This is a genomic window from Microbulbifer agarilyticus (assembly GCF_019800665.1).
GTDB classification, from domain to species: domain Bacteria; phylum Pseudomonadota; class Gammaproteobacteria; order Pseudomonadales; family Cellvibrionaceae; genus Microbulbifer; species Microbulbifer agarilyticus_C.
The window spans coordinates 960,147-985,915 of record NZ_JAHVKO010000001.1 but is presented as its reverse complement, the minus strand read 5'-3'; the positions used below and the strand labels follow the sequence as shown (position 1 = coordinate 985,915).

Genomic DNA, 25,769 nt, shown 5'->3' with positions numbered 1-25,769 from the left:
TGCTTATTCGTTGTTGCCGTTTTCCAGCCACTGGAACACCTCTGCCACATCCACCACATCGGCATACTTGAGCGACAAGTCGGTGAGATTGGCGAAGTGGTAGCTCTCGTGCTTGTCCGCTACACACTCTTCCGGAACGATGGTGCGGTAACCGCGGGAAAGGCTGTCTACCGCGGTTGCGCGGATGCACCCGGAAGTGGAGCCACCGGTAATGATCACGGTGTCGACCTGATGCCACACCAGCAGGGATTGCAGCTGGGTTTCAAAAAAGGCGCTGGGCATTTTTTTGCAGTAGATGACATCGCGTTGGCGGTCTATCTCCAGCCGGTCGTCGAACTCGGTGCGGGTGGAGTCGAATTTGATATTTTGCAGGGAGTCCGGGGTGTCGGTGCGCGTGCCCCAGATGCCGGCATCTTCACCGGACTCCATATAGGCCACATGGGTCCAGATGACCGGCCAGCCCTTGGCACGAAAGCTTTTGGCCAGTTCGTTGGTGTAGTGCATCTGGTTGGGGTCGGTCTCATACGCGGTTTTGAACAGGTCGGTGCGTGTATAGGCCTTTTGTGGGTCCACATTCACGAGAGCGGCCTTGCGGCCGAAACCAAAGCGTTTGCGGGCGGGGTTGGCTTTCACTTCCAGGTAGATTTCTTTGGCTGTTTTCGTTGTGGTTTCCATAGCGAATACCTGCAATGTGGCTGGGAGGTGACTGTCATCCTGTGATGGACGCCGGGGCTCATGGTTCGGCTTACGGCGTCATATCGGAGGATGTTAGCAATCCATCGGCCCCTGGGTTTTGACTTATAGCAATGCGCGGGGGTTTTCTTGCGGTATGGTGAGGGAAAACCAATAAGAAGCTATCCCTATGAGTGCTTATCTGTTTGTAAAGTTGCTGCACAACTTGTGCTTTGTTTATTGGCTTGGTGGTGATTTGGGCACTTTTTACGCAAGTCGCTACGTCACCCGGTCGGACCTTTCCCCGCAGGCGCGGAGTACGGCACTTACCATCATGATGGGGTGTGACCAGGGCCCGCGCTTCTGTATGCCACTGATCCTGCCTCTTGGGCTGCAGTTGGCGTATATGTCCGGCCAGTGGGCAGTGGCTCCGTTCTGGCTGTGGCTGGCCTGGGGGCTGTGTCTTGCGTGGTTTGCGCTGGTCGCAACCCTTCATTTCGCCCACGGCAAACCCTTTATTCCTGTATTGACCCGTCTCGACTTTTACCTGCGTGTAGTCCTGATCGTGGGCCTGTTGGGGCTCGCAGGCTACGCACTGGCAACCAATTTCATCCTCGCGGCGGATTGGCTGGCGATCAAGCTGGGTATTTTTGCCTTGCTGGTGCTGTGTGGCTTGCTGATTCGTATGCGTCTGGTGGCGTTTGGCGCTGCCTGGGGCAAGTTGATGGCCGGTGATAGCAGTGATTCTGTCAACCAGACCATTCGTGGTTCCATCGCCTCCTGTCGACCATTTGTCTATCTGATTTGGCTGGGGCTGCTGGCAAACGCTGCCTATGGCTTGCACCTCATTTATTGAACCCAGCAAGGCGCTACCCAAGGAAGTCACCCAAGGAAATCACTCATGAAGCTCTCACCCATGAAGCTCTCATCCATGAAGCTGTTCAGCCTCCCGCACTCTCCTTACGCCACGCGTGTGCGCATGCAGGCGCGGCTGGATAACCTGCCTGTTGAGGGGTTGCCGCCGCCCGTGCCGCTGCGCACCGAGGCCTTTTACGAGCGGTTTCCGCTGGGCAAGTTGCCGGTTCTTGAGCTGGAAAGCGGGGAGACGATTGCCGAGAGCTGGGCGATTATGGAATTTCTCGCGGAAACACCGGTAAGCGGTGGCAGTGCGCTGCTCCCTGAATCGCCGGTTGAACGTGCACAAATGCGCATGTTGGCGCGCTATGCAGACCTGCATCTGGCGGTGAATGCCTTGTTCCCGCTGTTTCGGGCGGTGATGTCCGGTGGCAATGTCGACCGAGAGGAAATGGCAAAAGGTCTCCACGCTGAGCTGGCGAAAGGTGAGCGCTTGATGGCGGACTTTGGCAGTGAGCGCGCGCTGAACCTGGGCGATTTGGCGTTGGCGCCCACCATACGCTACCTGGAGGAGCTGTCCCCGGTAGTGGGGGTGGATGCACCGCTCGCAGCGTTTCCTGCGCTTTCCGCCTGGTGGCAGAAGGTCAACGCCGTAGATGCCATCAGTGAGACCTTGCAGGAAATGGCGGTGGCCTACCGCAAGTTCGCAGAAGGACTAGCCGCCAAGGCCTGATCGTATTGTTTGTCGCACCTGCGGCGGCGTTTGTCCGTGGGTGGCGTATTCCCTTTTTTAGGTCTCCCGGTTTGGGGCTCTCAGTTTGGTCCTCGCGATTCGATTTCTCGGTGCGAAAGGGCGTTTTCTTGGAAGCTTGAAATACGCTTTACAGGGACTCTGGCGTACCAAATGTTATATTGACATAACAATATCTCAAGAATAGGATGTTGGTGACATTCACTTAACCGTCGGAGCGCCTGCCATGGCTACCATGATCGTTGTGCTGTTTAACCTCAAACCCGGTGTTAACCCGTCCGATTACGAGCAGTGGGCTAACACTACCGATTTACCCACGGTGCGCGATCTCGCATCGGTCAATCAATTCTCTGTACTGCGTACCACCGGCCTGCTCGGTGCCGACGCGCCCGCTCCGTACCAATACGTCGAACTGCTCGAAGTAAACAGCATGGAAAAGTTGGGGGCGGATGTATCCAGCGAGACGATGCAGCGCGTTGCGGCGGAGTTCCAGCAGTTTGCCGACAACCCGCAATTCATTTTGACCGAATCTATTTGATCAAAGACAACGGAGAGCGTGGCAGATGGAAGCAATGGGCAAGTATCCGGAGCTGAAAGGCAAAGTTGCCGTGATTACGGGAGCCGGCCGCCGGAAGGGGCTGGGGGAAGCGATGGCGCGGCGCCTGGCAGCGGAAGGCGTCAAAGTGGTACTGACGGATATCGGCCGCGGGCAGGGCGAGAACCTGCCGGAAAACGCGGTTGGAACCACGGCGGAAATGGAAGAGATCGCCCGTGAAATTCGCGATGCCGGCGGTGAGGTTGCCACCTTTTCCTGCAACGTACTGGAGCCCCAGGAAGTGCAGTCCGCAGCGGAATTTGCCCTCGGGCATTTCGGCAGTCTGGATATCTGGGTCAACAACGCCGGCATTGGCTACCTGATGGAACCCATCGTTGAAATGGCTGTAGACAAGTGGGATGCCGTTCTGGGCGTCAATCTGCGCGGTACGTTTCTCGGCATCAAGTACGCCGCAGAAGTCATGTTGCGGCAGGGGCGCGGTGGGCGAATCATCAACATCGGCAGCCAGGCTTCCAAATCCGGCTTTGCCCATGCCGCTGCCTATACCGCATCAAAACACGGAATGGTCGGGCTCACGCGTTCTGCAGCCCAGGAGCTGGGTCCCGAGGGGATTACGGTAAATACCATCTGCCCGAACCATGTAACTACCGGCCTCGGTGCCTGGCAAAACGCGCACTTTTCCGAAGTCACCGGGAAAGGGCACGACCGCTACATGGAAGATATGCGTGCGCGTATTCCACTGGGGCGTCCGGGGTTGCAGGAAGATATCGCCAAAGCCTGTGCCTTCCTGTGTTCCGACGAAGCTTCCTACATCACCGGAGAGGCGATGAATGTCTCCGGCGGTGAGGAATATCACTGATCCGCTTGTGAGAGATTATCGGGTATGAGCAAGCAAGTAGCGTGGCCGGACAATGCACGGCTGGCACTGTCGATTGTTGTTAATGTCGAGGAAGGCTCAGAGAGCACGCTGCTCGATGGGGACCGGGGCCCGGAGCCCGTGGATGAGCTGGGGGTTGCCCCGCGTAAGCCCATTCGTGCCCACGCCAATGAAAGTAATTACGAGTACGGTATTCGCGAGGGTTGGCCGCGCATCCAGGCACTGCTGGAGCGCTACCAGGTACCGGCAACTTTTTGTGCGGCGGCGGTAGCCCTTGAGCGGGCGCCGCAGATTGCCCAATTTATTCGCGAAGGCGCGCACGAAGTCTGTAGCCATGGTTATCGCTGGCAGCATCAGTTTGCCATGGCCGAGGATGAGGAGAGAGCCTTTATCCGCGATGCCATTACCTCCATTTCCGAGACTACCGGACAGCGCCCCCGCGGTTGGTTGAGCCGTTACCTGCACACGGACAACACCCGTCGCCTGCTGCAGGAAGAGGGCTTCGATTACCACATGGACGACTATAGTGCCGACGCGCCTTTTTGGGCGCCGGTCCAAGGCACTGACGACCCGATGTTGGTGTTGCCCTATGCCATTGATTCCAACGACATGAAATTCTGGACGGCTCCGTCACTTACCCCGGATGCCTGGCTCGACTATGCCTGCCGCACGCTGGATACCCTGTTGCAGGAAGGTGCAGAGCAAACGCGCATGATGTCGCTGGGGCTGCATTTGCGAATCATCGGGCGGCCCGGACGTATCGGTGCACTCGATGAATTCCTGAAGTATGCCCGCGCCCAGGATGGCGTCTGGTTTGCGACCCGGGCGGAAATTGCCGATACGTTTGCCGCACAGGTGCCTGCCAATCAAATTCGCGAACCGCTGCGCGGCTGGGAGCGTTTCTAATGTTTGATATTCGCAGCCTGCTGTTCGTACCGGGCAATCGCCCGGAGAGATTTGAAAAGGCTCTCGCCAGTTCGGCGGATGTCGTGTGTATCGATCTTGAAGATGCCGTACCGGTTGCAAACAAGGCGGATGCGCGCGCGGCGGTATGTGCGTTTCTGGCAAGCTGTGACGCGGCGCGTTTGGCGCGTCTTTGCGTGCGTATTAATGCCGTGGCCACGGAAGCGGGCAGGGACGATCTGGTGGCCCTGTCTCAGGGCACACTGCCTGCGCGCTTAATGCTGGCGAAGACGGAATCACAGAATGATATCCCCCAAGCCAACAGTGTACTTGCCGGCAAGGTACGTTGGATCGCATTGATAGAAAGCGCCTCCGGTCTGTTGTCCTTGGATGCGATTTGCCAGGCCCCCAACTTGGACGCGGTTATGTTTGGCGGCGCAGATTTCGCCGCGCAAATAGGTGCCGAGTTTTCCTGGGAACCATTGCTGTGGGCGCGTTCGCAGATCGTGGTGACTGCAGCCTTACACGGTTTACCAGTCATCGATGTTCCGTATTTAAGTGTGCAGGATGCTGAGGGTTTGGAGCAGGAAACCCGCCGGGTTTCCGCATTAGGATTCTCCGCTAAAGCGGCAATCCATCCCGCACAAGTTGATCCCATTCACCGGGCTTTTGCGCCTTCTGAGGAAGCGCTGGCAACTGCTCGAAAAATGCTAGATGCCTTTGAACAGGCGAATGGTGGCGCGGTCGTTGTCGATGGCCGCATGGTTGATCAGCCCATCGTTGATAGTGCTCGTCGTTTGATCGCCCGATCAGACGTCGATAAAGAATTAGTCTGAATCGCAGTAGGAAAATAGCTATGGCTGGAGAAGTAAAACAGGTCGGTGAAAACCGGTACCGGGAAACGTTTGGACGTTTCTTTGACGACTTTACCGTGGGTGATACCTATGAACACCGCCCAGGTCGCACCATCACCGAAACCGATAACACTTGGTTTACGCTGCTGACCATGAATACCCACCCTGCGCATTTCGATAAGGAATACGCCGCAGGTACCGAATTTGGCAAGCCGCTCGTCTGCAGCCCATTTACCGTGGCCCTGATGGTGGGTATGAGCGTGACCGACATCAGCCAAAAAGCCATTGCCAATCTCGGTTGGGACGATATCCGCATGTCTGCGCCACTGTTTGTTGGCGACACACTTTACGCTGAATCGGAAGTGTTGGAAAAGCGCGCATCCAAGTCTCGCCCAACCCAGGGCATTGTTACCGTGCGAACCCGTGGTTTCAATCAAGACGGAACCGAGGTGTGCTCTTTTGTCCGCAAGGTGCTGGTTTGGAAGCGCGGCGCGGAAATGGAAGACAAAGTAAATTACTGAGTGCGAATAGTTTCAGGAGACGGCGATGAGCTGGAGTGCAGAAGACGAGGCCGCGATCCTCGATACCATTGATAAATTTGTTGCCAATGATGTCGCACCCATTGCACGGGAAAAAGACCTGGCCGATGAGTATCCGCACGAATTGGTAGAGACCATGAAGGAGCTCGGCCTGTTCGGTGCCACCATTGGCGAAGAGTTCGGCGGGCTTTCTTTGTCGGCATCGACCTACGCCCGCATCGTGCAGAAAATTTCCGCAGCGTGGATGGCACCTGGCGGTATCTTTAATTCACATCTCATCATGGCCGCTGCAATCGAGCGTTTCGGTACTGAAGAGCAAAAACAGCAGTATTTGCCGCTGATGGCCGAGGGTACGCTGCGCGGTGGTATTGCACTCACTGAACCGAATGCCGGAACCGATTTGCAATCTATTCGCTGTGTGGCGCGCCGCGAGGGTGACGAGTATGTGGTGAACGGCAGCAAAATGTGGATCACCAATGCTCTCAACGGTAACTGCCTTGCGCTCTTGGTAAAAACCGATCCCGATGCCGAGCCGCGTCACCGGGGCATGTCCATGCTGATCATCCGCACCAAGGATGATGAAGGTAATCTGCTGCCGGGCATCACCATCAATAAAATCAAGAAGACCTGTTATCGCGCGATTGATACCGCCGAGGTTGTGTTCGAAGACTTTCGTGTATCCATCGATCAGCTGGTGGGCGGTGAGGAAGGTCGTGGATTCCACATTGCCGTGGGCGGTCTTGAACTCGGGCGCATAAACGTCGCCGCTCGCGGAGCAGGTATTGCACAGGGCGCGCTGAAGCTGGCATTGCGCTATGCCCAGGAGCGCGAAACCTTCGGCAAGCCAATCATTAAGCATCAGGCAATTCAGCTGAAGCTCGGCGAAATGGCGGCCAAGGTTGAGGCGGCCAAGCTGCTGGTAGACCAGGCAGCGCGCATGTATGACAGCGGCCAACGCTGCGACCTGGAAGCTGGTATGGCCAAGTATTTTGCCAGTGAAGCGGGTGTTTTCTGTTCTCAGGAAGCGATGCGGATTTTTGGCGGCTATGGCTTCTCTACCGAGTACGAGATAGAGCGCTATTACCGGGATGCCATGCTGATGTGTGTGGGCGAGGGTACCAACGAAATGCAGCGCATCATTATTGCCAAGCAACTGGCGGCGCGTGAGGGCATCTGATGGAAGCGACAAAACCCCTGGCTGGTATCCGTGTCATTGCTGTTGAGCAGTACGGCGCCGGTCCGTTCGGCTCAATGCAGCTGGCGGACATGGGGGCTGAAGTCATCAAGATTGAAAACCCCGCGACCGGTGGCGATATTGCACGCAAGTCCGGTCCGTATTTTCTGGGTGACAACGACAGCGACTTCTTTCAGACCTTCAATCGCAGTAAGAAGAGCCTGACACTGGACCTGAAAAGCCCGCAGGGGCGTGAAATCTTTGAGCGTCTGGTGCGCAGTGCGGATGTAGTAATGAACAACCTCCGCGGGGATCAGCCCGCGAAGCTCGGGTTGGATTACGATCACTTGGGCGCGATTAAACCCGAAATAATTTGTGGCCATTTATCGGCATATGGCCGAGATAATGACCGCGCCAACTGGCCGGGCTACGACTATCTGATGCAGGCGGAAGCCGGTTTTATGGACCTTACCGGTGAGCCGGGAACGCCACCTGCGCGCTTTGGTCTGTCGATGGTCGACTTTATGAGCGGCGTGACGCTGGCGATGGCGGTGTTGGGTGCCTTGGTGGGTACCTTGCGTGGCGGGAGGGGGCGCGATGTGGACGTCAACCTGTTTGATGTCGCGGTGACCCAACTCACATACCCTGCTACCTGGTATTTGAACCGAGGCCATGAAACGGAGCGTGTCGCGCGCTCGGGTCACCCGTCCACGGTACCTTGCCAGATTTATCGCAGCGCCGATGGTTGGGTCTTCGTCATGGCGATGACGGAAAAGTTTTGGCAGATTCTGGCCGAAGGCCTGGACAGAAAGGATCTGCTGGCGGACGCCCGCTTTAGCTCACCGGCCGATCGCAGGCAGCATCGTGAGGTGCTATCCGAAATATTCGATGCCGAGTTTGCCAGACAGCCGAACGCCTATTGGATAGAACGTTTTGCCGGCAAGTTACCCATTGCACCGGTAAATACCTTTGCCGAGGCCATGGATAACCCCTGGTTGGCGCAAACCCAGATGCTGCAGCCGGTGGGACATGTTGATAATAGTCAATTCAGAGTGCTGGCAAGCCCGTTAAAATTTGACGGAAACAGGCCCTCAGGTATCGGTTGCTCGGCGCTAGGTGCAGACACCAAAGACCTTCTTGATGGACTTGGATACTCAGCGGAAGACGTCGAGCGATTGGCGGCTGATCGAGTTATCTGAGTAGGGCGCGCATCGGCACTGACAAGAGATAGTCTTTTTATGAAGTTACAAGGTATCCGCGTCGTCGACCTTTCTCTCTTTCTACCGGGACCGCACCTCACCATGATGATGGCGGATCACGGAGCCGAAGTGATCAAGGTAGAGCCACCTAGTGGCGAGCCAACCCGCAACATTGGGCTGCGCAAAAATGGCGAAGCGGTCTGGTTCAGAAACACCCATCGTGGCAAGAAGAGCCTCTGCCTGAACCTGAAAGACCCGGAGCAAAAGGCGCAACTTCTTGCGCTCATCGATAGCGCCGATGTGTTTGTCGAAGGGTTCCGTCCCGGGGCAATGGCTCGCTTGGGGCTGGACTACGAGACCCTCATTGCCCGCAATCCTCGACTGGTCTATTGCTCGATTTCCGCCTTTGGCCAGACCGGAGAAAAACGCTTAAAGCCTGCGCATGATCTCAGTATCCAGGCCGAATCCGGAACGGTATTCCTCAATGAGGGGAGTAATGGTGAGCCGTGTTCTCCTGCGATGCCTGTGGCCGATATTGCCGGGTCATTGATGGCGTTATCGGGCATACTGATGGCGTTAGTGCGTCGTAGCGAGACCGGGAAAGGCGACTATCTGGATATCTCCATGCAAGACAGCCTGATTGCATGGCTGCCCAATGCGGTGGGGCCGGTCTTCGTCGAAGGCCGCTCCCCGGTGGTCAAAGATGAGCGTTCCTGGGGCGGGAATGCCATGTATCGAATTTATCGCACCAGTGATGACTGCTATTTGACACTGGGCGGCAGCGAAGTGAAGTTTGCGGAAAACCTGTTTGCCAAATTAGGGCGTCCAGAGCTCGCAGAAATCTGCAAGCGTGCGCCCGGTGAGCAGAGTGAGGCGATTGCTTTCCTGCAGGCTGAGTTTTCCCGCCGTACCCTGGCGGAATGGGAGGCCTGGTTTGATGGTCTGGATGTTTGCTGGTCGCCGGTACGTCAATTGCATGAAGCACTGGACGAGCCGCACTTGAAAAGCCGTGAAATGGTTTTTGAAGATGATCAGGGGAACCGGCACCTTGGGGTGCCAATCAAGTTTCTTGATGAGCCTGCACAAGTAAACACGCGGTTGCCTGAACTGGGTGAGCACAATGAAAGTTTACTTAATACAGGTCTGGAAGCCTGACACGAAAATGCGTGACAAAACGTAACCCTTATCAGAAAAATAAGTGATCTTTGACGCACAGCATTACGTAAAAATGTCGAGATCAATAACACACTGAGGTGCTAATCATGTTGACGAACCTTTGGTACGTGGCGGAGTGGTCCAAAACGGTAAAAGACAAACCTGTTCGGGTGAAAATGCTTGGCCAGAACTTTGTCCTTTTTCGGGACAAAGCCGGCAAGGTAAATTGCCTCAGCGATGTTTGTATCCACCGCGGGGGTTCACTGTCGAAGGGTTGGACCACCAAACGTGATTGTGTTGCCTGCCCGTATCATGGCTGGGAGTTTGATGCCGAAGGTAAGGTGCAATTCATTCCCTCCCGTGGCGAAGGATCTGCGATCCCGGAACGCGCGCGTATCGACGCCTACCCCACAGAAGAACGCTACGGAATGATTTGGGTGTTTCTCGGTGATCTTCCAGAAGAAGAGCGCTATCCGATCCCAGACTTCCCTGAGTATGAAGACAAGGAAAACTGGCGTCCGGTCGAAGTAGAGTACAACTGGGAAGGCTCCGTTGATCGGGTAGTAGAGAACGGTATCGATATTGCCCATACCGCATTTGTACACCCCGGATTCGGTTACCCGGAAATGGCCGACAAGAATGAAATTCTCAAGGTCAACCGCGGTGAGTATTGGGGTTCCTCCGACAATGTGCTTTACCCACCGCAACTGGAAGGCAACTTCGGCCTGAACAAGCTTTTCCGCGCGGATAAAGCAGCGACCTACGTAACCCCGGCGTTTTATCTGCCAGGGCACTGTGTGCGCCTGCACATCAAGGTTAACTCCTGGATGGAGATGATCATCTTTGATGCGAACACGCCGATCGATGAAAACACCACACGTTCATTTGCGGTGCAGGTGCGTAACTTCTTCAAGTGGCCTATTTTCGATGGCGGTGCGAAAAAGCGTACCAAGCGGGTATTCGGTGAGGACGGCGATATTGTTTCGCAGCTTTCTCCCAACTATCTGCCAGAGTCGCTGGAGAACGAAGTCTCCGTAGAGCAGGACAAGTTTATGGGCGCCTGGCGAATGATTCGCCGCAAGCATATCGAAGAGAAAGGCTGGAAAATCGATACCAAGGCGATGAAGCCGTACGAAGGAGAAAAGGTGTTTACCATTCCTTCACCGGCGCGCCGCCTGAACCCACACTTTAAGTGGGCTTTGGATACGGTACCGCTGATTGCGCCGACCCGACGTGCTGCCGCTGCGCCGGCTGGGGAGCCTGCGTCAACGGAACCGGTCTGATAAAACAAGGGCGACAACTCGCGTCGCCTAAGCTTAGACAACACGGCCAGAGCACAAAAGCTAGAGCATAAAGTTAGAACACAAAAAAGCCGCGCATTTGCGCGGCTTTTTTTGTGCGTATGACAGCGGCTAGATCACATCAAACCCGGAGTAGGGGAGTGTCTGGAGTGCGCTTGTAGCCGATTAACGCGTTATTCAATCGCTTCTTTACGGTTAACGCGTGCGGACAACCCCATAGCGAAAAAAGGGAGTAAAAGTACCAGTGTGGCCGCGGTAAACGGGATCAAGCGCTCCGCCCAATCGCCGGTGGTATTCGGGAAAAGTGAGAGAACCACGGCGAGTATGAAGCCGGTGGCAATGGAACGCATCACGCTCGCAGACGCGAGTTGCATCCCCGCCAGCCGAGCCAAAATGGTGGGGCCAAAGGCGGAGCCAATTGCGATCCATGCGAATAGCACGCGCTCGAAAATAGTGGCAGGTAAGAAGAGCGCGATTAGCACGGCGACGACGGTGACCGCCAGCATAGACAGGCGTGATACCAGTAGCGCCCGCTGCGGCATAAGCCGTTGCAACCGGAGGTCGTAGGAAATTGTTGAGGCTACTACGAGTAGCATGCTATCGGCAGTAGACATAATTGCGGACAGCACTGCGGCGAGTAATACCGCGGCTACTAACGGATTCAGGAGTAAAGAGGAAAGCTCGAAGAACAGTGTTTCCGGATCTTGCAGGTCGGGCAGCAATATCTTGCCCATAAGGCCCAGGCTGAACATGCTCAGAAATACGATGGAGAACCAGCTGATTGATATCACCCGCGCCTGCTTAAGTGCCCGCGCATCTCTTAGGGCCATAAAGCGGTGCAGGAGGTGAGGCTGCCCCAATGTGCCGATGCCGATAGCCAGGCTGCCGGCGATAAATCCAACCGCGGAAAGCCCGACATTCTTCCCAGTCAATGACCATGCTTCCGGGGTGAACAGCGTGGATTGACGGATCGCCTCCCAGCCACCGATATTCATAAATGCAACGGTGGGTAGTAATACCGCTGCAAACAGCATCAGCCCGCCTTGCACGGTGTCGGTGATACTGGCCGCCCAGAAGCCACCGAGGTAGGTGTAAATGGTGATGATCGCAGCCCCCAGTATCAGGCTCTCGATAAGCGGCATGTCGAAAGCAGAAGAGAATGTGGTGGCAGCCCCCTGGAATTGCGCGGCGATGTAAACCACGAACGACAGCAAAATCACGATGGAAGCGACCAGTCGTACGCCCTGATGTGCATCCGATTTTTGCTGGCGTTGATCTTCTGCAAGGAAGTTGGTGAGGGTGATCTGGTCCTTGTCGCGGGTGTAGCGCATCAAGCGGGGCGCGATCCATATCCAGGAAAAGATGCACCCCAACACCGCACCGGCAGCGATCCAGATCGCGGATACGCCGAGTACAAAGGCCACGCCACTCATACCGAGTAATGTCCACGCCGAAGCGCTGCTCGCGCCGTAGCTGATGGCGGCAACAACAGGTCCAAGATTGCGCCCACCGAGAAAATAGTCCTTGGTATTGCTGGTGCGCCGCTGCGACCAAAAACCGATCAATAGCAGCAGTACTTTGTAAATTACCAGGGTGTACAGGGCGACGGAAATATCCATGCAGGGCCTACGATGCGTTGGTTTTATTGGTATTGGACGAAGTGAATATCTCAGGTTTCCACGCCGATTACATGCCCCTAAGTGTGAGATATGGAGGGAAATTGCGATTTATCAAAAATAGCTATATCAAAATATTTTGATGTAGATCTGTGTGGGTAGACTGGGTGTATGGCGTCTTCACCGCTGGTTGTCGGCGCCCGCATTAAAGCAATTAATAAGGTAGATGCACCTATGTCTGAATATTCCGTTTTTACCTCGGAGTCTGTATCCGAGGGTCACCCGGACAAAATGGCCGATCAAATTTCCGATGCCGTACTGGATGCAATTATTGCGCGGGATCCGGACGCCCGTGTGGCGGTTGAATCCGTAGTGAAAACCGGACTTGCCATGTTGGTAGGTGAGGTGACCACCAGCTGCTATGTCGACCTGGAAGACGTGGTGCGGGATGTGATTACGGGCATCGGCTACAACAGCTCCGATGTGGGCTATGACGGTTCAACCTGTGCAGTGATCAATGCCATTGGCAAGCAGTCTGTCGATATCAACCAGGGCGTTGACCGTGCGAAGCCGGAAGATCAGGGTGCTGGCGACCAGGGTTTGATGTTTGGTTATGCCACTAACGAAACCCCGACCCTGATGCCCGCACCAGTGTATTACTCGCACCGTCTGGTGGAGCGTCAGTCTTACCTGAGAAAGAAAAATATCCTGCCGTGGTTGCGTCCTGATGCGAAAAGCCAGGTGACTTTCCGCTATGGCGAAGACGGCAAGCCGGAAGCGATTGATGCGGTAGTACTGTCTACTCAACATTCACCAGACATTTCTCAAGAAGAACTCAAGGCTGCGGTGATGGAGAACATCATCCTCGAGGTGCTGCCGAGCGAGCTTCTGCATGAAGGTACCCAGTACCACATCAACCCAACGGGTAATTTTGTGATTGGTGGCCCGGTAGGTGATGCAGGCGTTACCGGCCGTAAAATTATTGTAGACACCTACGGTGGTATGGCTCGTCACGGCGGTGGGGCCTTCTCCGGTAAAGACCCTTCAAAAGTAGACCGTTCTGCTGCCTATGCTGGCCGTTATGTTGCCAAGAACGTCGTTGCCGCGGGCCTCGCCGATCGCTGTGAAGTACAGGTTTCTTATGCGATTGGTGTTGCTGAGCCCACTTCGGTATCCGTTAACACATTTGGTACCGGTAAGGTTTCTGATGCGCAGCTGATCCAGGCAATTCGCGAGGTATTCGACCTGCGTCCATACGCGATTACCCGCGTGCTGGACCTTCAGCATCCGATGTATCAGCTGACGGCTTCTTACGGGCACTTTGGTCGCGAGCCGTTTGAGCACACCTACACCTGGAAAGAGGGTGGTGAGGAAAAATCAGCAACCTTTACCGCTTTCAGCTGGGAAAAGACCGACAAGGTAGAAGCCCTGCAGCGTGCGGTGGGCGAATAACTGAGTTTCTCCGGCACGACGCGTGCCGGGGTTTTATTCTCTCAAAATACTATTCAAGCCGGTCGGATGAGGTGTGCGATTTACCTTCGCCGACCAGCGAATGTGGAAATACAAATGACAAATTTTACAGACTACAAAGTTGCCGATATCAACTTGGCGGAGTGGGGACGCAAGGAAATTGCGATCGCAGAAGGGGAGATGCCCGCACTGATGGCGTTGCGCCGCAAGTACAAGCAGTCGCAGCCGCTGGCAGGCGCCAAGATCATGGGTTGTATCCACATGACCATCCAGACTGCGGTACTGATTGAGACTCTGGTGGAGCTTGGGGCAGATGTGCGCTGGTCTTCCTGCAATATCTTCTCTACTCAGGATCACGCTGCCGCGGCGATTGCTGCGGCCGGTATTCCGGTATTTGCCTGGAAGGGTGAAACCGAAGACGAATTCTGGTGGTGCATCGAGCAAACCGTACTGGCCGAAAAAGATGGCAGTGATGTTTGGGACGCAAACATGATTCTGGATGACGGCGGCGACCTGACTCAGCTGTGCCATGAAAAGTACCCGGCGCTGCTGGATCGCATCCACGGTATCAGTGAAGAGACCACTACCGGGGTGCATCGCCTTATTGAGATGCTGGACAAAGGCGAGCTGAAGGTGCCGGCGATCAACGTAAACGATGCGGTAACCAAGTCCAAAAACGACAACAAGTACGGGTGTCGTCACTCTTTGAACGATGCGATCAAGCGCGGTACCGACCACCTGTTGTCCGGCAAGAAAGCGCTGGTTATTGGCTACGGTGATGTGGGTAAAGGATCTGCCGCGTCCTTGCGCCAAGAGGGCATGATCGTAAAGGTGACCGAGATCGACCCAATCTGCGCGATGCAGGCCTGTATGGACGGCTTTGAGGTGGTTTCCGCCTACAAAGATGGCGTGAACACCGGTGAAATCGCCGATATTGATACCGCGGTACTCGGCACCACAGATCTGCTGGTTACCACTACCGGCAACGTTAACGTGTGTGACGCAGCCATGCTGCAGACTCTGAAAAATGGTGCAGTGGTTTGTAACATCGGTCACTTCGACAACGAAATCGACACAGCCTTTATGCGCGAGCACTACGAGTGGGAAGAAGTAAAACCGCAAGTGCACAAGATCTACCGCGATCGCGCAAGCAACGATCACCTGATCCTGCTGTCCGAAGGTCGTCTGGTAAACCTTGGCAACGCGACTGGTCACCCTTCACGCATTATGGATGGGTCCTTTGCTAACCAGGTTCTGGCCCAAATCTACCTGTGGGAGCGCAAGTTTGCAGACCTTCCGCAAGCGGAGAAGTCGGCACAACTGTACGTGAAGGTGCTGCCCAAGAAGCTGGATGAAGAGGTAGCAAAAGACATGGTGGAAGGCTTTGGTGGTGTGGTAACCCGCTTGACTAATACTCAAGCCGAGTACATTAACGTGGATGTTGAGGGGCCTTACAAGCCTGACAGCTACAAATACTAAGGCGATATCTTCTCTCTGGTATCAAAACCCCCGTTGCGATTGTCGCGGCGGGGGTTTAGTTTTATAGGTTGGTTTATTTTGCCGCCACCACCGTTAGGGAAGGATGCCTATTTTGGTGCTCCAGAGCTGATTTTGGGGCAGGTTGCGCCCGTTGTTTGGGCGGAATCAGTAGGTGGGGGAAATACCGGATATTGGACATCTGTGAAAATTGACTTTTCTCAATTTATCCGCGAGTTCGGGTTAAATGTTATATTGATAGTACATTTGCTGCTTGTTACTGTGTTCTCGATGTAAACAAAAAGCCATATACGGGTTACGTCAGCAAAGGGACTTTGGATTACTCCAGTTCATGCATTTACCCTTGAAGTTGTTGCAGACCACTCAGGCATTAATAAAAAGATAATTGAGCCTCGGAGGGACTAATGTCCAAATTCAAGCAGCAGCCGCTCTACATTGCGGTAGTGGCCGGAAGCCTCGCATCAACCGCTATGGCGGCTTCTGATGAAGCGGTCAAACAAGACGGTGACATCAATCGAGGACAGCCAGTATTAGAAGAAGTCACGGTCACCGCCCGTAACCGGACTGAGAGCCTTCAGGAAATTCCTGTGGCCATCAATGCCTTCTCAGAGAAAGACATTGAGCGCTCTGCCATGCAGGACTTGCGCGATGTGGTGCGCAGTTCACCGGGTCTTGTTTATGACTCCTCAGGCACCATCGCTACCGGCGCTATTACCATTCGCGGTATGAGCCAGCCGGGCCTTATCGGTGACGACACCAACGTGGCTATGTTTGTCGATGGTGTGTATGTCTCCGGCCGTGCTTCTACCTTCATGCCGATGATGGGCCTGGAACGCGTGGAAGTGGTGCGCGGCCCCCAGTCTGCGATCTATGGTCGCAACGCCTTTTCCGGCGCCATGAATTACATCACCACCAAGCCTACCGAAGAATTTGAGGCCAAGATCGAAGCCACCACCGGTGCGGAAGGCCAGTCCGGCGTCGAGGCCCGTATCGCCAGCGCCATTGGCGACAAACTGGCGGTCAGCCTGGATTTGGTGGACTCCGAGTCTGGTTCTACCTTCAAGCAGGGTGATACCTATCTGGGCGGTATCGACAACGAAGCGCAGCGCCTGCGCGTGTTGTTTACCCCGACCGACTCCCTCGAACTTGACCTCTCTGTGGCGCATGTGGATGTGCACGAGCATCACAACGCGGGCTACGAAGTAACCCCCAACGCTGAGCACGCCGCTGAGATCAATCCCATGGCTACCGGCGGTGCGCCTTTCCTGATTCCGAGTGTGCACTATATTCCGGGCGCGAACACTCTGACGCCAGCCGGCATGGCGGCGGTGACTGGCGCTCCCAGCGCCTACTACGGGGAAGCTAAGGCGGCCGACCCGGACGGTTTCGCTGGCAATGCGTTCGGGGTTACCAATGAATCCGATTTGTACAGCCTGCGCGTGAATTGGGATATTGCCGACGTTACCCTGACTTCCATCACCGCGGCATCGGATACCGTGACCCGCTCCCTGCAAGGCTATGCCAACGCTTATATGGCGCCTACCATGGTGTTTGCCCCGGTGATTCCGGTAAGCAACGGTTTTTCCCCGGTAACGCCCACTGAGGACATGCCCAACCATGTTGCCACCGTCAATTTGGGTGGCACCAACGCCTATCTGCTGAATGTCATGGCCTACAACTACGGCGGTCAGCCCAATGATGATCGCACCGCGTTCAGCCAGGAATTCCGCATTCAGTCCAACGATGCTGGCCCGCTGCAGTGGAGCGCAGGCTTGCTGTATTCAGAAGTGGAGCTTGATCAGTGGCTGACCTCCAGTGCACTGCCGGCGAGCGGCAGTCCGTTCGGCGATGAGATTAACTCCGCGTCTATTGCATCTTCCATTCTGGCGGTAGATGAGAACGGTAATGCAACCAAGATTACCCAGACCAACCACAGCACTGAAGTAACCTCGGCATTTGCGGCGCTCGCGTATGACGTGACCGACAAGCTGAACGTGGGTGTGGAAGCGCGTTATACCCGTGAAGACAAGGTTGCGAACAATGTTCTGCACTTCACCGGTGCTCAGGGTGAGGTTCAAGGTGATTGGGATTGGGTGTCTCCGCGTCTGATTGCGACGTACACCTACGATGAATACACCAACTTCTATCTGAATATCGCCAAGGGTACCAAGTCTGGAGGCATCAATGGTGGTACTCCGGTAGAGTCCGAAATGCTCTACGATCCGGAAACCAACCTTACCTTCGAGCTGGGCGCTAAGCGCACGGTTCTGGATGGCCGCGGTTACATGAATATCGCCGCCTACCGTATCGATTGGGATGACCAGCATATTCGTCAGTTCTCCCAGTTCAGTAACGGCGCCACCATTCCTGCGGCGATCACCACTAACCTGGGTGCGGTAGAAATCCGCGGTATCGAAATCGAGACTGCCTTCCAGATCAGCGATAACTGGGCCTTCCACTCAGCCTATACCTTCAACGATGCGGAAGTGGTTAAGGGTGTGCAAAGTGTGACCTTCGGTTACGTGGATTACGAAGCGATGGGGCTTGATGCAACCGCTTACCCATACTGTTTGCCAGTTCTGGGCGGCGGCTGTGAAGTCATGAGCAACCTGATGGTTTCCGATGGTGATCTGTCCGGCAAGACGATGATCAACAACTACCGGAATACCTTCAATGCGGGCGTGCGCTACTCGCGCGACATGGCCAACGGTGCCGAGTTTTATATGGACCTGAGCTCCGTATGGAAGGACAAGCGCTACATCAACACCGTGAACACCCTGTGGATCGACGATCACTGGGATACCAATCTGGTAACCGGTATCGAGGGTGACAACTGGTATGGCCAGCTCAGCGTGAAAAACCTGATGGATGATGACACGCCCTCCAGTGCCTACCGTCCGTTTATCTGGACCCAGAATCAGGCCCCGTCCATCGTTAACCGTATGGGCCGTATGAGCAGCCTGACAGTAGGCTACCGCTTCTAATCGTTCTCGCCTTATTGAGTGTGACTTTGCCCGCTTCGGCGGGCATTTTTATGCCCGTTTGTTGCTCACACCTTCCCAGCTTTTCTCATTTGTATCCCTTTAGCTATCTACTTCGCGGATTGCTTTGTGTCGACGACAACAATTCTGTGTTGTGTCGATTTAGTAATTTTTAATGGCCACGGTGCCAGCATGGAAACCATGAAGTTAAGAGTAGGGAAGTTGTGTGAATATGAGAAAGGACAGCGGTGAGGTAGAAAAGAGGAAAGCGGCGAGGATAGGAGAGAGCTTAGAGAGAATTGAGGAAGAAGTAACAGGGGTATCCTGACTGCTCAGGAATACCCCTTGTGCGGACTTGCCGTTAGACGGCAACCGGCTCCTGCAAAATCTCCTTGTGCTGCTCAGCCTTCAGGCGCGGGCCGAACTGAGATACCACGGTGCCTGCGGCGCGATTTGCCAGCGTTGCGGCATAGGTGAAATCGTGTCCATGGGTGATAGCGTAAAGAAACGCTCCCGCGAACATGTCTCCGGCCCCGTTAGTGTCGACGGCCTTCACTGGGCTGGAGGCAACTTTTACCGCTTCGTTGCCGTCAAACACCAGCGCGCCCTCGGCGCCCAGGGTAATGGCAAAGCAATTTGCGTATTGCTTGAGCTGTTTAGCTGCTGCGTCCAGGGAGTCCACCTTGGTAAAGGCTGTTGCTTCGTCTTGGTTGCAGAAGAGCAGGTCGACGCCTTCACCAATCATTTCAAGCAGTCCGTCATGGAAGTACTGCACGATACCCGGGTCGGACAGACTGATGGCCACCTTAGTGCCGTTGGCTTTCGCGATTCGGCTGGCCTCAATGGCCGCAGCGCGCCCGGTTGGGGAGGTTACCAGGTAACCCTCCAAGTAGAGGTAATCCGCAGCGGCAATCGCCTCTGGGTGCAGCTCTACGGAAGAAAGCGTTTCACTGATGCCCAGATAGGTCACCATGGTGCGTTCCGCATCTGGGGTAATCATTACCAGGCATTTCCCGGTGTCGCCGGACTCCCGCTGGAGGGTACGGTGATAGTCGACACCGGCAGAGTCCAGGTCGTTGAGATAGAAATCGCCATTGTCGTCGGCCGCAACTTTGCAGCTGTAAAAGGTGTTGCTGCCAAAGTAGCTGGCGGCGATCACGGTATTTGCCGCGGAGCCACCACTGGCGCGCTTCGCGGCGATCAGATGGTCTTCCAACTGGCCGAGCAGTTGCTGTTGCTGTTCGCGATCTGCCAGTGTCATCAGGCCTTTCTCAAGCTTGAGCGTCTGCAGATCTTGATCGGATACTTCAATTTCCGTATCGACCAGGGCTGCGCCCAGTCCATACACATGATAGTTACTCATTTATTTGTCTCTTCTGCTGCTGTGCGTATCGTTCGCCCGGCAGGGTGGTTTTCGGTAACGAGTTTGATGTAGCAGTGCCCGGCGAAACGCTCAGGAACATCTAGGGGTGTTTCGATGGCTGGTAACAACCAAGAGTCTTCGTCACATACCATTGGGCTGCACAGCCACTCGGGGCCGCTGGATTGAATGGCGGGCGTTACATTGGGTAATTCGACGGCCCCAAGCAGGGTAGTCTGCAGCTCTGCCAGCGGTAACGCTGGCTTCTCCTGCGGAAGGTCATAAGCAGCTGCCAGGGCCGCCCCCGACTTTAATTTTACCCAAAGCTCGCCATTTGGATGACTATCGTTGTCGAGGCATTCCAACGCATGGATTTCAATCACGCCGTCGTTGAAAGACGGTTTAGATAGAATAAAAGCGGTGTAGCTTTCCGGTGTGTGCTGAGGAATAGGGAGTTGCTGTTGAAAGCAATTATTCAGGTTGTCTAATACTGCAGGATCAGCCGCATCTCTGTAACAGTGAACCCGGATGCTCTTCACATTCTCCGGGTCCACTGATACAGCAGGGTTCAGTTGCAGCTGCAGTTGCCGAACCAGATCCGCAAGGGTTTTTCGGGTTCCCACAATTCCTCCAATATCAACCAAACTGGTTTCGGAGGGAGCTTGCAGCAAGACACATTGATTGGATTTTGCGGAAGGCAAAGTCGCGCTCGAGGAACCACATACCGCAATCCGGTGCCAGGCTGATGCGCTCTTTCGGGATGACTTCTATCGCCTCAATGATCATCTTGCGGATGGATTCCACTTCCTCTACCTGACCCTGTGGGTCCAGATTGAGAACACCGATGGCAACCAGCTTGTTACCAACAGACTGCAGGAAGTCTGGCGTATGGCCGGGTTGTGCGTATTCTGTATGGATGGCATCGATGTCGGACTCGGCAACCAGCGATACCGCTTTCGGGTAGATAGGGCTTGGTTCTTTGAGTGCGATATTCTTTGAGTAGCCGTAGCAAACGTGCACAGAAGTGAGGCAGTCTACGCCGCGAACCATGCGGTTGATGGCTTCGACGGCAAAGTCCTGACACTGGCTGTAACGGAAGTGCACTTCCGGCTCGTCGATCTGGATCAGATCCACACCGGCCGCTGCCAGGGCTTTTAGTTCCTGATTCAGCGCATCGGCAATCGCAAAGCACAAAGCCGCCTGATCTGGATACACGCCTGCATCTACCAGTCGGTAGGAGAGGGTAACAGGGCCAATTACGGTGATTTTGCTGCGGTTTGCGGCATAGCGCTTCAGGAATGGAATGTCACTGACAACCATCGGGCCAGGCCACTGGATTTTCTCCCGTACTGCGGGGAACAAAACCTTGTGGGTCTGCTTGGGAGCTTCTTCTTTTTTTAGATCGGCACCGACATTGGTGGCCTTCTGCTTCATTTTCAGATATTCGGTAATATCATTGTGGAAGTTGGTAAATTCTTCCGGGTTTTCCTGATCGATACCTTTCAGGCCGTAGAAGTGGCCGCTAAAGGTTTGTCGGCGTACTTCACCGTCGGTGGCGAATGTCATGCCGGCCATGTTCTGATCGTAGACGGCCAAGCGCACAGCATCATCGATGGCTTCAGGAAGTAGATCTTGTTCTACGTTCCACCAGGTGCCTTCTTTCTGGTAAACCTTGTTATGGTCTGCGAGCCAGCGGGGTTTTACATAGCTGCCCACGAGCTGCGTTGGAAACAGGTCTGTCTTCCACATATCTCAATACCTCAACCGGACGCGACTGTTGTCAGTCACGTTTGTGTTTATTCGTTGTTATTTCTCGCGCGGTCTTAAAGGTAAATGGAGCGATCGTGGCAGATCTACTCCATCACCTTGGTGCCAGGATTTCAGTCAGCGCTGTTAACGAAGCGATCGTGCGACGAAATGGTGGGGAGTTCGCTTGCCGCAACGCCGCGCCACTTATCGCCTTCTTCAGGAAGCATAACTGGGATGCCTTCAACCATCGGATATTGGCGGCCACAGTCGCTGCAGCCCAGCCAATCACTTTTCACTTCAGACAGGAGGCCCTTGTTTTCAGCGGTACAGTGAGGGCAGCGGAGAATGTCCAGGTAATCTTGAATGTTCATTATGTCTCTCCCGTTTTTGGGTATTACTTATTCGGTGTTATTTGGTAGTTGGTTGTAAGTCGGCCGTAATCGGAGCATCAGGTTCTTGTTCTGCTGCCTCGTTGAGGCCTTCGATGGTTACATTGCGTACAACCAGGTAGCTGAAGACAACCATCAGTGCCTGCAAGACAAAGATGAGAGCGAAAGCAATATTGGCGGTCAGTACTTGGCTTTCTACCAGCAGGGAATACAGGCAGCCACTGACGGTAAAGGAAAGGAACAAACCAATTACTTGTCCGAGGCTCCACAGTCCGAGGTAGCGGCTTTCCTGACCCTCGACGGTCATGTCAGCCATAAAGCTAATGGAGGGGAATACCAGCAGTCCGAGTGCAAAGGCGCTGTAGCAGTAAAACACGTTGAACAGGGTCAGGTTTTGCAGCCAGGCGGCCCAGGCCAGCAGGCCGAATCCGATAATGGAAAGCGATGCACCAATCAGCATCAGCTTTTTGCCGAAATCTAGTGGCAGGGTTTTTTCATCTTCAACGGAAAGACCAGCAGCTTTCTTTGCTTGTAAGCGTTTCTTCGCCGTTACGCCGACAAAGATTCCGCAGGCCGCCATACCAACGGTCTGAATACCGTTGTAGAAGCGCTGATAAATAGTGGACTCACCCGCGGCTAAGCCAAACAGGTCCGCCGCCCACAGTTCCTGTAGCATGTCTTGTAGGAATACCGACAGCAGGGAAAAGATAATAAAGACAAAGAAGAGCAGTGCCTGACGGTTGTAGGCGAGTACCGCCATAGACTCCTTCATCGGCTCAAGCAGCTTTACCGGCTTGGGCGGGTTGGTCTTAATTTCCTGAAGCTGTTCCGGTGTCAGTCGGGTTTCCAGTTTGATCAGGCCAAGAATCGTAATGCTGATCATTACGATCGGGGTCAGATTGTAGAGATCCTGCATGGCCTCCAGGCTGTACACCGGCATCAGTGCACCAAATACCCATGCCCATCCCGCCATGGCCAGGGCCTGTACGGTCCAGGTGAGGGTAACCACGCGTGAGCGACTTTCCTTGGTGGTAACGTCGTTGAGCAGATCGAGGAACACATTTGCCTGCATGGCAATACAGATACCAAAGGCGCAGAACAGCAGTAGACAGTAGAAATACGCCAGGGTGCTGCCCGCTTGCATATCAACAAGTACGCCGGGCATCAGCGGGAATGCAAAGCTGCCGAGCAGGGTGCCCAGTAGCATGTATGGGGTACGACGATAGCCGAAGATCGGCCAGCGCTCACACATACGGCCGATAATTGGCTGGATGGGGCCGAACAGCGTGTAAACCCCGATGAGCAGGGAGATGATTGCTGCAGGCAGCCCCATTTCAATAATGGCGATGCGGTTGAAGCTCGTCACCACCATGCAAAAGCTCCAGGCGATGGCGATCTTCTGCAGGGTAAACTGCAATTTTGCCTGACCCTCACTTACTTTCATTTCGATACACCTTTATTTGAATTATTTGCAGGGTTAACCAAGGTCAGACGCCATGGCGTTACTGAGACCATCTTTGCTGATGCGCTTGTGGAAGCTCTCAACATTCACTCGCCACAGGAAGTACAGGCTGTACAGGCTGATAAGTCCTTCAACGAAGAAGATGATGGCGAAGCCGTCTGAGGGGCTGAACATGCCGCTTTCGATCAACGAGGTCACCAGCTGGCCACCAGCCATGGAGGCGAGCCCGTTGGCAAATGCGATGGCCAGCCCCCAAAGGCCGATATATGCACCGCGTTCTTTGTCCGTCGTGAACTCCATCATGCTGGTGAGCGTGCCTACCAGGGCAAATCCATTGAAGAATCCCATGCTGGCAAGCGAATAGTTAACCAGGGTTTCTGAAGGTAGGTAGGCGCCTACGGCCAGTGCGAACATCGAGAAACCGATGCCGGTGATACCAAAGGTGATGGCGGCGATCTTGGATATGCCAACGCGGAACACCAGGGATCCCATCAAGAACATGCCGATGATTGCACCGGTGCCCCAAATTTGCTGGAAGCGGCCCGTTTCGCCGACCGTCATCTGGAGTACTTCAGCACCAAAGACTTCCAGAATGTTGTCCTGCAGGCTGTAGCCAAACATAAACAGAAAGATGAAGGCGAAGAAGTTTCTAACCGTCGAGTTACTGGCCACATCCACTGCGAAGTCTTTCAGGCTAGCGTGTTCTTCCGCGTCCAGTTTGCTATCTGATGCGGCAGCGGATTCTGCTGTGCGAGGTTTGTCGACGCCGATCAAACCAAGCAGTGTGGTGATTGCCACTACCGGAATAGAAAGCAGATACAGCTCACGCATAGTTTGCTCATCGTAGATGGGCATATAGTGGCGAATGAACTGCAGCGACACGATCATGCCGACGATAAGCATGGTCCAGATCAGCGCGGTCACGAGCCCGCGGCTGCGCTCGGGAATCACTTCGGCAACCAGTGCCAGGTGGTTGGCGCCGGCCCCGGCAAAACCAATACCGAAGATAACCAGAACGATAAATGCAGCGATATACGTGATGTATGGAAAAGTCACCCCGAGAAATTCGTTGGGCGTTTGCGACATGGGAACCACAATGTAGGGCAGTGTGGCGACCGCGATTGCGGAGACCGTCATGCCAATCATTACATAGGGTGTTCGATGCAGACCAAAGATCGGAATCCTGTCTGCGATACGGCCGTAAATAACCTGGAATGGGGAGAGGAAATGGTAGAGCCCCAGCAGGCTGGTAATTACAACGGCGGTGATCCCGAGGTCGTAAATAGCAATACGATTGAAATTACTTGTGAGCAGCGCGAATAGCCAGCCAGCCGCAGCGCGCGGCAGGGTAAGCTGAAATGCTTTTAATATCAGAAGGCGCTTGTCCATACGGTACTCTTGCAGTCGTTATCATTATTCGAGTTCGGAGAGAGCGGGGGATTGGCGTCCCCCGTATACCTTACTTGCCAATACCGTTAATTGGGTAGAGGTGGAACTCCCATTGAACGTCTTCGACTGCGTGAATATCGTCGAAATGCGACTCTGCCCACGGGCGTACCTTGGCCATCAGCGCATCAATTTGCTCGCGGCTCAGGCTCCAGGTTTCGTTATGAACCCCGTTTTCCATGCGATCCATAATTTCCGCAATGGAAACCTTTTCGATCCACTTGCATCCAACAACCGGGCGGGTCATCTGACCGCCGAGTTTTTGAATTTCCTGGAACAGAGTGGGGCCAGCGGCATCGGTGGGGCGCATTTCGGGGGCGATATCCACGGTGAACATACGGGACTGGCTGCGCAGGGCGCTCGCATTGGACTCTTCGTCCAGTACATCGCGACCGATAATGAATACACCCTCGGGCTTCAGAACGCGAGCGGCTTCTTTCAGCGCATCACGCCAAAATTCAACCTGGTGCAGTACATTGGTGGTGATCACCGCGTCGAAGGTGTTGGTTGCGAACGGCGTTTGCAGAACGGTGCCAACAGACTGGCGCGCGCGAATGTTGCGGTCTTCGGCTAGTTTTTTGGATGCCTTGAGCATGTGGTGCTCAATATCCATGGCGATCATGTCCGTGTGGGATGCGATAGGCACGGAGATACGTCCGGCACCACCACCGAAGTCCATGATCTTGGCTCCTTCACCTACAAGGTCTGCGGCTGCTTTACCGAGGTCGGCGGCCGCATCGAGCGGGATATTGTTGATGTCGTTGTAAATCGCAGCAACTTCAACATAAGACATCTCGTTATAGGCTTTGCTCATGAGGGCTCTCGCTTTATTGTTACTCTGTTTTGAGAAACCTTAACGCAGAAAGTGAGCGTTTTATATCAAAAAGTTTTGATATAGATTGCGTTTTTTGACTTTAGTCAAACATGTGGGGTGAGTGTTTTTTGGGCGGGTTTTGAGCTTGT

The 25,769-nt window shown here is 54.6% G+C and carries 23 protein-coding genes; 14 read left to right on the top strand and 9 right to left on the bottom strand.

Translation table 11 applies throughout. The annotated features are described in order from the left end of the window. Positions 1-3: 3 nt before the first annotated feature. Positions 4-675 (bottom strand): isochorismatase family protein, encoded by a 672-nt coding sequence (locus KUV22_RS04080; RefSeq protein ID WP_029249727.1) that lies wholly within the window; start codon positions 673-675, stop codon positions 4-6. Between the two features lie 187 nt (positions 676-862). On the opposite strand from KUV22_RS04080, the gene KUV22_RS04075 reads away from it, so the two are divergent. The 11 genes from KUV22_RS04075 to KUV22_RS04025 all read left to right on the top strand — a co-directional run bounded on the left by KUV22_RS04075 (position 863) and on the right by KUV22_RS04025 (position 10,818). Then, on the top strand, positions 863-1,528 hold the full coding sequence (locus KUV22_RS04075) for a hypothetical protein (RefSeq protein ID WP_222228596.1): 666 nt from the start codon (positions 863-865) through the stop codon (positions 1,526-1,528). A 45-nt stretch (positions 1,529-1,573) separates the two neighbouring features. Further along, positions 1,574-2,260: a glutathione S-transferase family protein gene (locus tag KUV22_RS04070; RefSeq protein ID WP_222228595.1), complete on the top strand. Its 687-nt coding sequence runs from the start codon at positions 1,574-1,576 to the stop codon at positions 2,258-2,260. Between the two features lie 244 nt (positions 2,261-2,504). Then, positions 2,505-2,816, top strand: a complete 312-nt coding sequence (locus tag KUV22_RS04065; RefSeq protein WP_222228594.1) for an REDY-like protein HapK — start codon at positions 2,505-2,507, stop codon at positions 2,814-2,816. 25 nt (positions 2,817-2,841) lie between these two features. Continuing rightward, on the top strand, positions 2,842-3,693 hold the full coding sequence (locus KUV22_RS04060; RefSeq protein ID WP_222228592.1) for an SDR family NAD(P)-dependent oxidoreductase: 852 nt from the start codon (positions 2,842-2,844) through the stop codon (positions 3,691-3,693). 24 nt (positions 3,694-3,717) lie between these two features. Continuing rightward, a complete protein-coding gene (locus KUV22_RS04055; protein WP_222228590.1) occupies positions 3,718-4,617 on the top strand; it encodes a polysaccharide deacetylase family protein in 900 nt (299 codons plus the stop codon). Beyond that, a complete protein-coding gene (locus KUV22_RS04050) occupies positions 4,617-5,450 on the top strand; it encodes an HpcH/HpaI aldolase/citrate lyase family protein (protein ID WP_222228588.1) in 834 nt (277 codons plus the stop codon). The genes KUV22_RS04055 and KUV22_RS04050 overlap by 1 nt, the downstream gene beginning before the upstream one ends. Positions 5,451-5,470: 20 nt before the next feature. Further along, complete coding sequence (locus tag KUV22_RS04045) at positions 5,471-5,989, top strand: MaoC family dehydratase (RefSeq protein ID WP_010130715.1); 519 nt, start codon at positions 5,471-5,473, stop codon at positions 5,987-5,989. Positions 5,990-6,014: 25 nt separating this feature from the next. Then, complete coding sequence (locus KUV22_RS04040) at positions 6,015-7,184, top strand: acyl-CoA dehydrogenase family protein (RefSeq protein WP_222228586.1); 1,170 nt, start codon at positions 6,015-6,017, stop codon at positions 7,182-7,184. Continuing rightward, the gene (locus KUV22_RS04035) at positions 7,184-8,380 is read left to right on the top strand and encodes a CaiB/BaiF CoA transferase family protein (protein WP_222228584.1); all 1,197 of its coding nucleotides are present in this window, start codon (positions 7,184-7,186) and stop codon (positions 8,378-8,380) included. The genes KUV22_RS04040 and KUV22_RS04035 overlap by 1 nt, the downstream gene beginning before the upstream one ends. A 39-nt stretch (positions 8,381-8,419) precedes the next feature. Then, positions 8,420-9,535, top strand: a complete 1,116-nt coding sequence (locus tag KUV22_RS04030) for a CaiB/BaiF CoA transferase family protein (protein WP_261319095.1) — start codon at positions 8,420-8,422, stop codon at positions 9,533-9,535. A gap of 107 nt (positions 9,536-9,642) precedes the next feature. Further along, entirely contained in the window at positions 9,643-10,818 is a 1,176-nt protein-coding gene (locus KUV22_RS04025; protein ID WP_222228582.1) for an aromatic ring-hydroxylating dioxygenase subunit alpha, read from the top strand. A gap of 191 nt (positions 10,819-11,009) precedes the next feature. On the opposite strand, the gene KUV22_RS04020 is transcribed toward KUV22_RS04025, so the two are convergent. Then, positions 11,010-12,455 (bottom strand): sodium/proline symporter, encoded by a 1,446-nt coding sequence (locus KUV22_RS04020; RefSeq protein ID WP_222228580.1) that lies wholly within the window; start codon positions 12,453-12,455, stop codon positions 11,010-11,012. 231 nt (positions 12,456-12,686) lie between these two features. Between KUV22_RS04020 and metK the strand changes: the two genes are divergently transcribed. The 3 genes from metK to KUV22_RS04005 all read left to right on the top strand — a co-directional run bounded on the left by metK (position 12,687) and on the right by KUV22_RS04005 (position 18,403). Next, positions 12,687-13,904, top strand: a complete 1,218-nt coding sequence (gene metK, locus KUV22_RS04015) for a methionine adenosyltransferase (RefSeq protein ID WP_222228578.1) — start codon at positions 12,687-12,689, stop codon at positions 13,902-13,904. A 114-nt stretch (positions 13,905-14,018) separates the two neighbouring features. After that, positions 14,019-15,401: an adenosylhomocysteinase gene (gene ahcY / locus KUV22_RS04010; RefSeq protein ID WP_261319094.1), complete on the top strand. Its 1,383-nt coding sequence runs from the start codon at positions 14,019-14,021 to the stop codon at positions 15,399-15,401. 422 nt (positions 15,402-15,823) lie between these two features. Next, entirely contained in the window at positions 15,824-18,403 is a 2,580-nt protein-coding gene (locus tag KUV22_RS04005; protein ID WP_222228574.1) for a TonB-dependent receptor, read from the top strand. 358 nt (positions 18,404-18,761) lie between these two features. Here KUV22_RS04005 and KUV22_RS04000 read toward each other — a convergent pair whose 3' ends face one another. The 7 genes from KUV22_RS04000 to KUV22_RS03970 all read right to left on the bottom strand — a co-directional run bounded on the left by KUV22_RS04000 (position 18,762) and on the right by KUV22_RS03970 (position 25,620). After that, positions 18,762-19,763 (bottom strand): adenosine kinase, encoded by a 1,002-nt coding sequence (locus KUV22_RS04000; RefSeq protein WP_222228572.1) that lies wholly within the window; start codon positions 19,761-19,763, stop codon positions 18,762-18,764. Beyond that, positions 19,760-20,404 carry a hypothetical protein gene (locus tag KUV22_RS03995; protein WP_222228570.1) on the bottom strand — a complete coding sequence of 215 codons (645 nt, stop codon included), beginning with the start codon at positions 20,402-20,404 and terminating at the stop codon, positions 19,760-19,762. The genes KUV22_RS04000 and KUV22_RS03995 overlap by 4 nt, the downstream gene beginning before the upstream one ends. Further along, on the bottom strand, positions 20,397-21,509 hold the full coding sequence (locus KUV22_RS03990) for a cobalamin-independent methionine synthase II family protein (protein ID WP_222228568.1): 1,113 nt from the start codon (positions 21,507-21,509) through the stop codon (positions 20,397-20,399). Before KUV22_RS03990 ends, KUV22_RS03995 begins: the two co-directional genes overlap by 8 nt. A 131-nt stretch (positions 21,510-21,640) precedes the next feature. Further along, on the bottom strand, positions 21,641-21,880 hold the full coding sequence (locus KUV22_RS03985) for a Trm112 family protein (protein ID WP_222228566.1): 240 nt from the start codon (positions 21,878-21,880) through the stop codon (positions 21,641-21,643). A 37-nt stretch (positions 21,881-21,917) separates the two neighbouring features. Next, entirely contained in the window at positions 21,918-23,342 is a 1,425-nt protein-coding gene (locus KUV22_RS03980) for a BCD family MFS transporter (protein ID WP_222228564.1), read from the bottom strand. Positions 23,343-23,375: 33 nt separating this feature from the next. After that, positions 23,376-24,749 carry a BCD family MFS transporter gene (locus KUV22_RS03975; protein ID WP_222228562.1) on the bottom strand — a complete coding sequence of 458 codons (1,374 nt, stop codon included), beginning with the start codon at positions 24,747-24,749 and terminating at the stop codon, positions 23,376-23,378. Positions 24,750-24,819: 70 nt separating this feature from the next. Then, a complete protein-coding gene (locus KUV22_RS03970) occupies positions 24,820-25,620 on the bottom strand; it encodes a class I SAM-dependent methyltransferase (RefSeq protein ID WP_222228561.1) in 801 nt (266 codons plus the stop codon). Between the last annotated feature and the right edge of the window lie 149 nt (positions 25,621-25,769).

Bases quoted from the DNA above. Each gene is read 5' to 3' on its own strand.
- KUV22_RS04080 (WP_029249727.1), bottom strand. From the start codon at position 675: ATGGAAACCACAACGAAAACAGCCAAAGAAATCTACCTGGAAGTGAAA.
- KUV22_RS04075 (WP_222228596.1), top strand. From the start codon at position 863: ATGAGTGCTTATCTGTTTGTAAAGTTGCTGCACAACTTGTGCTTTGTT.
- KUV22_RS04070 (WP_222228595.1), top strand. From the start codon at position 1,574: ATGAAGCTCTCACCCATGAAGCTCTCATCCATGAAGCTGTTCAGCCTC.
- KUV22_RS04065 (WP_222228594.1), top strand. From the start codon at position 2,505: ATGGCTACCATGATCGTTGTGCTGTTTAACCTCAAACCCGGTGTTAAC.
- KUV22_RS04060 (WP_222228592.1), top strand. From the start codon at position 2,842: ATGGAAGCAATGGGCAAGTATCCGGAGCTGAAAGGCAAAGTTGCCGTG.
- KUV22_RS04055 (WP_222228590.1), top strand. From the start codon at position 3,718: ATGAGCAAGCAAGTAGCGTGGCCGGACAATGCACGGCTGGCACTGTCG.
- KUV22_RS04050 (WP_222228588.1), top strand. From the start codon at position 4,617: ATGTTTGATATTCGCAGCCTGCTGTTCGTACCGGGCAATCGCCCGGAG.
- KUV22_RS04045 (WP_010130715.1), top strand. From the start codon at position 5,471: ATGGCTGGAGAAGTAAAACAGGTCGGTGAAAACCGGTACCGGGAAACG.
- KUV22_RS04040 (WP_222228586.1), top strand. From the start codon at position 6,015: ATGAGCTGGAGTGCAGAAGACGAGGCCGCGATCCTCGATACCATTGAT.
- KUV22_RS04035 (WP_222228584.1), top strand. From the start codon at position 7,184: ATGGAAGCGACAAAACCCCTGGCTGGTATCCGTGTCATTGCTGTTGAG.
- KUV22_RS04030 (WP_261319095.1), top strand. From the start codon at position 8,420: ATGAAGTTACAAGGTATCCGCGTCGTCGACCTTTCTCTCTTTCTACCG.
- KUV22_RS04025 (WP_222228582.1), top strand. From the start codon at position 9,643: ATGTTGACGAACCTTTGGTACGTGGCGGAGTGGTCCAAAACGGTAAAA.
- KUV22_RS04020 (WP_222228580.1), bottom strand. From the start codon at position 12,455: ATGGATATTTCCGTCGCCCTGTACACCCTGGTAATTTACAAAGTACTG.
- metK (WP_222228578.1), top strand. From the start codon at position 12,687: ATGTCTGAATATTCCGTTTTTACCTCGGAGTCTGTATCCGAGGGTCAC.
- ahcY (WP_261319094.1), top strand. From the start codon at position 14,019: ATGACAAATTTTACAGACTACAAAGTTGCCGATATCAACTTGGCGGAG.
- KUV22_RS04005 (WP_222228574.1), top strand. From the start codon at position 15,824: ATGTCCAAATTCAAGCAGCAGCCGCTCTACATTGCGGTAGTGGCCGGA.
- KUV22_RS04000 (WP_222228572.1), bottom strand. From the start codon at position 19,763: ATGAGTAACTATCATGTGTATGGACTGGGCGCAGCCCTGGTCGATACG.
- KUV22_RS03990 (WP_222228568.1), bottom strand. From the start codon at position 21,509: ATGTGGAAGACAGACCTGTTTCCAACGCAGCTCGTGGGCAGCTATGTA.
- KUV22_RS03985 (WP_222228566.1), bottom strand. From the start codon at position 21,880: ATGAACATTCAAGATTACCTGGACATTCTCCGCTGCCCTCACTGTACC.
- KUV22_RS03980 (WP_222228564.1), bottom strand. From the start codon at position 23,342: ATGAAAGTAAGTGAGGGTCAGGCAAAATTGCAGTTTACCCTGCAGAAG.
- KUV22_RS03975 (WP_222228562.1), bottom strand. From the start codon at position 24,749: ATGGACAAGCGCCTTCTGATATTAAAAGCATTTCAGCTTACCCTGCCG.
- KUV22_RS03970 (WP_222228561.1), bottom strand. From the start codon at position 25,620: ATGAGCAAAGCCTATAACGAGATGTCTTATGTTGAAGTTGCTGCGATT.